The organism is Clavibacter lycopersici (genome assembly GCF_003576405.1).
Taxonomy (GTDB): Bacteria; Actinomycetota; Actinomycetes; order Actinomycetales; family Microbacteriaceae; genus Clavibacter; species Clavibacter lycopersici.
In genome coordinates this window covers 1-6,410 of the sequence record NZ_QWGT01000162.1, presented here as the reverse complement: position 1 = coordinate 6,410, position 6,410 = coordinate 1, and the positions used below count along the sequence as shown (strand labels likewise).

Annotated in this window: 3 protein-coding genes and 1 pseudogene; 1 reads left to right on the top strand and 3 read right to left on the bottom strand. The window is 75.2% G+C overall.

Going from position 1 to position 6,410, the window contains the following annotated elements:
* Both DZG00_RS10860 and DZG00_RS10855 read right to left on the bottom strand, forming a co-directional pair.
* Positions 1-4,037, bottom strand: a pseudogene (locus tag DZG00_RS10860) (Lhr family ATP-dependent helicase); the annotation flags it as partial.
* Positions 4,038-4,127: 90 nt separating this feature from the next.
* A complete protein-coding gene (locus DZG00_RS10855) occupies positions 4,128-4,769 on the bottom strand; it encodes an alpha/beta hydrolase (RefSeq protein WP_119455614.1) in 642 nt (213 codons plus the stop codon).
* Between the two features lie 139 nt (positions 4,770-4,908).
* On the opposite strand from DZG00_RS10855, the gene DZG00_RS10850 reads away from it, so the two are divergent.
* On the top strand, positions 4,909-5,463 hold the full coding sequence (locus DZG00_RS10850) for an NUDIX hydrolase family protein (RefSeq protein ID WP_012297862.1): 555 nt from the start codon (positions 4,909-4,911) through the stop codon (positions 5,461-5,463).
* A gap of 87 nt (positions 5,464-5,550) precedes the next feature.
* Here DZG00_RS10850 and DZG00_RS10845 read toward each other — a convergent pair whose 3' ends face one another.
* Positions 5,551-6,174 (bottom strand): TetR/AcrR family transcriptional regulator, encoded by a 624-nt coding sequence (locus DZG00_RS10845; protein WP_119383161.1) that lies wholly within the window; start codon positions 6,172-6,174, stop codon positions 5,551-5,553.
* Between the last annotated feature and the right edge of the window lie 236 nt (positions 6,175-6,410).

Below are 6,410 nucleotides of genomic sequence, written 5' to 3'. Positions count from 1 at the left end.
CCGGCCGCGGTCGGCGGCCCGGTGCGCGTGGGCATGTCCGGCCGCGGCATCCGCCCGCCCCGGTACATCCGCCCGCGCGGCGCGCGCTGCGGCGTCTTGTGCGCGGTGGATCCGCCCGCGAGCAGCGCCCGCAGCGGGGAGAGCGTGTCGTTCGTGACGAGGCCCGCCCACACCAGGTCCCACAGCGCCGTGACGAGCGCCGTGTCGTCCGTGGATCCGACGGCGTCGCTCAGCTGCCGGAAGAAGTAGCCCCCGCCCGTGCCGAGCGTGGTGAGGACCTCGCGCTGCAGCTCGTCGGTGTCGTGCGCGTCGGGCTCGGGCAGCGTGAGGGCGACCTGGTCGGCGAGGTGCAGGCTGACCCAGCCGTCGGCGCCCGCGAGCGTGCCGGCGCCCGACCAGATGACCTCGCCCGTGGAGGTCAGCTCGTCGAGCATGGCGGGCGTGTAGTCGCGCACGCGGGCGGGCAGCACGAGCGTCTCCCACGCGGATGCGGGCACGGGCGCGCCCGCGAGCTGCTCGACGACCTGCAGCACGCCGTCGACCCCGCGCAGCCCGCGCTCGCGATCGGCGCCGGCCACGTGCTGCCAGGCCGGCAGGAACCGGGCGAACGCCGCCTGCTCGACCGGTTCGACCTCGCTGCGGAGCGCGGCGAGCGACCGGCTGCGGAGGCGCCGCAGCACCTCGACGTCGCACCACTCGCTGCCGGAGGCGCCCGGCCGGAACTCGCCCTCGACGACGCGCCGCTGCGCGCCGAGCCGGGCGAGCGTGTCGGCGATGACGGCGGAGCCGAGCCCGATGGCGGTGGCGGCATCCGCGATGGTGAAGGGCCCGTGGGTGCGCGCGTACCGGCCGACGAGGTCGCCGAGCGGATCCGCCACGGGCTCGACGAACGCGAGCGGTGTGCCGATCGGCAGCGGCACCCCGAGGGCGTCGCGCAGCCGGCTCGCGTCCTCGATGGCGGCCACGCGGGCCCGCCCGCCGAACGAGACGCGGAGCGCGCGCCTGCCCGCGACCAGCGCGTCGAGGTGGTCCCCGGCGGATCCGGCCTCCTCGGGCTCGAGGCGCGCGGCGACCTCCTCGGCGTCGAGCGGCCCGAGGATCCGCAGCAGGTCGGCCACGCCCTCGAGGCCCTTCGCGCGCCGGTCGGGCGCGGTGCGCTGCAGCTCCAGCTCGGTGCGCGCGATGACCGCCGGATCCAGCAGCTCGCGCAGCTCCGCCCGGCCGAGCAGCTCCGAGAGCAGGCCCGCGTCGAGCGACAGCGCGGCGGCCCGGCGCTCGGCGAGCGGGCTGTCGCCCTCGTACATGAACGCGCCGACGTAGCTGAACAGGAGGCTGCGCGCGAACGGCGACGCGTCCTCCGTCGTGGTCTCGACGATCTTGATGCGCCGGGCCTCGATGTCCTTCGCGAGCGACGTGAGCGCGGGCAGGTCGTAGACGTCCTGCAGCACCTCGCGCACGGTCTCGAGCACGATGGGGAACGCGGGGAACTTCCGCGCGACGTCGAGCAGCTGCGACGCGCGCTGGCGCTGCTGCCAGAGCGGCGAGCGGCGGCCGGGGTTGTAGCGGGGGAGCAGGAGCGCGCGGGCGGCGCACTCGCGGAACCGCGACGCGAACAGGGCGGATCCGCCGACCTCGCGCGTGACGATCGCATCCAGCTCGTCCGGCTCGAACACGAAGAGGTCCGCTCCCGGCGGCTCGCCGTCGGTCTCGGGGATGCGCACGACGATGCCGTCGTCGTTGGCCATGGTGGCGCCGTCGATGCCGTACAGCTCGGTGACGCGTGCGCCGACCGCGAGCGCCCACGGCGCGTGCACCTGCATCCCGTAGGGCGAGTGCAGCACCACGCGCCAGTCGCCCAGCTCGTCGCGGAACCGCTCCACCACGAGGGTGCGGTCGTTCGGGACGTGGCCGGTGGCCTTCTTCTGGTCGTCGAGGAACGCGAGCAGGTTGTTGACGGCGCGGTCGTCGAGGCCCACGCGGCCGGCCCTGGCCCGGGCGTCGTCCACCGCGGATCCGGACAGCTCCCGCACGAACGCCCCGATGGCGCGCCCGAGCTCGAGCGGCCGGCCGAGCCCGTCGCCCTTCCAGAACGGCAGCTTGCCGGGCTCGCCGAAGGCGGGCGTCACCAGCACGCGGTCGTGCGTGATCTCCTGGATCCGCCAGCTCGTGGCCCCCAGCGCGAACACGTCGCCGACGCGCGACTCGTAGACCATCTCCTCGTCGAGCTCGCCCACGCGCGACGCCTTCTCGCCGACCATGAACACGCCGAAGAGGCCGCGGTCGGGGATGGTGCCGCCGGAGGTGACCGCGAGCCGCTGCGCCCCGGGCCGCCCCTCGATGGTCCCCTCGTCGCGATCCCACACGATGCGCGGCCGCAGCTCCGCGAACTCGTCGGACGGGTAGCGGCCGCTCAGCAGGTCGAGCGTGGCCTCGTACGCGGAGCGCGGCAGCGTCGCGAACGGCGCGCTCCGCCGCACGATGTCGAACCACTCCTCGACGCCCAGCGGCTCGAGCGCCACGGCCGCGACCGTCTGCTGCGCGAGCACGTCGAGCGGGTTGGCGGGCACGCGCAGCGACTCGATCTGCCCGCTCGCCATGCGCTCGGCGGCGACGGCCGAGTGGATGAGGTCGGCCCGGTGCTTGGGGAAGATGACGCCGCGCGAGACCTCGCCCACCTGGTGCCCGGCGCGGCCGACGCGCTGCAGCCCGCTCGCGACCGACGGCGGCGCCTCGACCTGCACGACGAGGTCGACGTCGCCCATGTCGATCCCGAGCTCGAGGCTCGAGGTGGCGACCACGCAGCGCAGCCGGCCGGACTTCAGGTCGTCCTCGATGAGGGCGCGCTGCTCCTTCGACACGGAACCGTGGTGCGCCTTGGCGAGCACGGGATCAGCACCCTCCATGCTCCCGGCCTGCGCCATGAGCTCGGCCGGCGGGCGCGCGGGTGCGCGACGCGTGGCCGAGAAGGCGGTGGCGTCCACGGCGCGCGACGACCCGGATCCGGCGGCGGCACCCGCCAGCACCGGCACGGCGACGGCGGTCGCGGGCGCTTCGGCGGATCCGCTCACGACCGCGTTCCCCTCCGCGTCGATCCGCCCGTCCTCGATGCGGGCCGTGTAGATCTCGTTGAGCCGGGCCGTGAGCCGCTACGCCAGCCGCCTGCTGTTCGTGAAGACGATGGACGACGTGTGCTGCAGCACGAGGTCGACGATGCCCTCCTCCACGTGCGGCCAGATGGATCCCTGCTGCGGCGCGTCCCCCTGCGCCGCCGACCCCTCGAGCGGCGCGGTGGTGCCGAGCTCGGTCATGTCGTCCACCGGCACGATGACCCGCAGGTCGAACTCCTTGGTGTTCCTCGGCGACACGATGGACACCGGCGAGCGCCCGCCGAGGAACCGGGCCACCTCCTCGGGCGGCCGCACGGTGGCCGACAGCCCGATGCGCTGCGCGGGCTTCTCCAGCAGCGCGTCGAGCCGCTCGAGCGAGAGCGCGAGGTGGCTGCCGCGCTTGGTGGCGGCGACCGCGTGCACCTCGTCGACGATGACCGTCTCGACCCCGGCCAGCGTCTCGCGCGCGGCCGAGGTGAGCATGAGGAACAGCGACTCGGGCGTGGTGATGAGGATGTCGGGCGGAGTCTTCGCGAGCGAGCGCCGGTCGGCCGCCGGGGTGTCGCCGGAGCGCACGCCCACCGTGACCTCGGGCGGGTCGGCCCCCAGCCGCTTCGCCGTCTGCACGATGCCCACGAGCGGGGACCGCAGGTTCCGCTCGACATCGACAGCGAGGGCCTTCAGCGGGGAGATGTAGAGGACGCGCGTGCGTCGCATCGGATCCTCCGGCGCGGGCCGCGAGGCCAGCCGGTCGATCGACCACAGGAACGCCGCGAGCGTCTTGCCCGACCCGGTGGGCGCCACGACGAGAGCGTGCGACCCCTTCTGCACGGCCTCCCACGCGCCGACCTGCGCGGGCGTGGGGCCGGGGAACGCGCCCTCGAACCACTCCCGGGTGGCCGGGGAGAAGCGCGCGAGGACGGGATCCATCTGCTCATCCTCCTCCGGACCACCGACAATGCGCCGCGCAGGAGTCCGGCCCGACGTCCGGCGGACGACGGCCGCGCGAGCGGCCGCGCGTCAGCCCGCGTGCTCCCGGATGAACGCCGACACGTCCCGCAGCTCGGCCGCCGAGACCGAGTGCGGCAGGTCCTCGTAGATGCGCTCGGTGAGGTCGGTGTGGTCGCCGATCCAGTCGCGCGTGCGGGCGACGGCGTCGTCCGGGATCACCTGGTCGGCCGTGCCGCGTCCCCAGAAGACCGGCGTGCGGTCCTCCTCGAGCGCCTCGTCGCCCGCGTGCTCCCCGCGCACCGAGAACCCGCTGAGCTGCACGGCGTACGCGAACCGGCCGGGCGCGAGCCGCAGCAGCTGCAGCGCGGTGGCGCCGCCCTGGCTGAACCCCAGGAGCCCCACCGAGCGCGGCCGCGCGGGCAGCGCGTCGAGCCAGTCGAGCACGCCCTGCGCGGCGGCGTCGGCGGCCGCGGGATCCGGGTCCCCGCGGGATCCGGCCACGATCGGGAACCAGGCGTTTCCGCCCTGCAGCGCGATGGGCCCGCGCAGCGACGCCACGACCGGCCCGAGCGGCAGGTAGGGCGACAGCCCGAAGAGGTCGCCCTCGTGGGATCCGTAGCCGTGCAGCAGCACGAGCAGCGGGCGGTCGGCGAGCTCGGCGGACGAGGCCGACCAGAGGACGGCGTCGGGATCCAGCGGGAGAGCGGTCACGGTGTCCTCTTCGGTGGGGTGCGGGTCGTCCGGGGCGCCCATCCTCGCACCCGTCCCCGGCAGCGGGTCCCGCACCCGCCCGTCAGCCGGTCCGCGCGCCGGGTGGTCGGCGCGCTCCGGCCGTGGGTGACAATGGACCATGACCGTTCGCACCCCGGACCCGAACATCCCCGACCCGAACTCCGGCTGGCTGTCGGACGTGGAGCTGGCGCAGATCCGGCAGCGGCTGCCCCTGCTCTACGTGGAGGCCGTGCCCGTGCGGGTCGACGGCATGGGCCGGGTCAAGGACATCGGCGTGCTGCTGCGGGCCACGGTCACCGGGCAGATGACGCGCATGCTCGTCTCCGGCCGCGTGATGTACGGCGAGACCCTGCGCGACGCGCTGTTCCGCCACCTCGAGAAGGACCTCGGGCCGATGGCGTTCCCGCAGCTCCCCGCGAGCCCGACGCCGTTCTCGGTCGCCGAGTACTTCCCGTTCCCCGGCGCGAGCCCGTACACCGACGACCGGCAGCACGCCGTCTCGCTCGCCTACGTGGTGCCGGTCACCGGCACGTGCGATCCGCGCCAGGACGCCCTCGAGATCACGTGGATGACGCCCGAGGAGGCCGCGTCCGACGCGGTCTCGGCCGACATGGAGGGCGGCCGCGGCGCGCTCCTCCGCGCGGCCCTCGCCTCGGTGGGCGTGCTGCCCTAGCGGACCTGCTACCCGAGCGGACGCGCCGCCCGGACGGCGATCGGCCCGCGCCGAGGGCGCGGGCCGATGGTGATGCCGAGGGCCGGCTCAGACCGCGGCGGCCCGCTCCGCGAACTCCGGCGGCTCCAGGTAGTGCCGACGGAGGTCCTCGAAGGCCTGGCTCGCGCCCGCCCCCACGCCGTAGCAGCGCTGCACGTGCAGGCCGTCCATGGCCGAGAGCACGACCGCGGCCGCGGCGGCCGGGTCGAGGTGCGGGTCGATGAGGCCGCGCGCCTGGTCGACGATGACCCCGGAGGTGATGCGCTCGAGCTCGCGGGCGCGGCGCTCGCGGAAGAGCTCGTGCAGCGGGTGCCCGGCGGCCGACGCCTCCGACGAGACGACGGCGATGACGCGCGTGAGGCACGCGCTCTGCTCGCCGTCGGCGATGACGACGGCCGCGTGCTCCGCGACGCTGCGCGGCCGGTGCAGCTCGATGGCGGCGGCGAGGCGCTCCTCACGGCGCTGCAGCACGGCGAGGAGCAGCTCCTCCTTCCCGCTGAAGTGGTGCAGCAGGCCGGCGGGCGTGATCTCCGCGCGGGACGCGATCTCGCGCAGGGAGCTGCTGCGGTACCCCTGCTCGGCGAACACCTCGATGGCGGTGCGGATGAGGAGCTCCCTGCGCTCCAGGCCCTTGCGGTAGGGGCCACGGGTGGCGAGGGCGGCGCGAGTCATTCGCACACCGTAACCGGATGCGGCGCGGCGTCCCCGCGACCGTCCCCAGGTGGTGCCTCAGCTGCGGGGACTCGGGGCACGGACGCGTCGTCGCGTGTGCGGGCGTGGACGACGGAGGGCCCCCGTCCACGGACGGGGGCCCTCGATGCCGTGCCGGCGCGCGATGCGCGCCGTGCGGTCTAGCGGCCGCTGCTCACGCGGCGGTGGGTGCGCTCGCGGCCACCGGCCGAGGCGCC

Coding starts and splice junctions, on each gene's coding strand:
- DZG00_RS10850 (WP_012297862.1), top strand. CDS start 4,909: ATGACCGTTCGCACCCCGGACCCGAACATCCCCGACCCGAACTCCGGC.
- DZG00_RS10845 (WP_119383161.1), bottom strand. CDS start 6,174: ATGACTCGCGCCGCCCTCGCCACCCGTGGCCCCTACCGCAAGGGCCTG.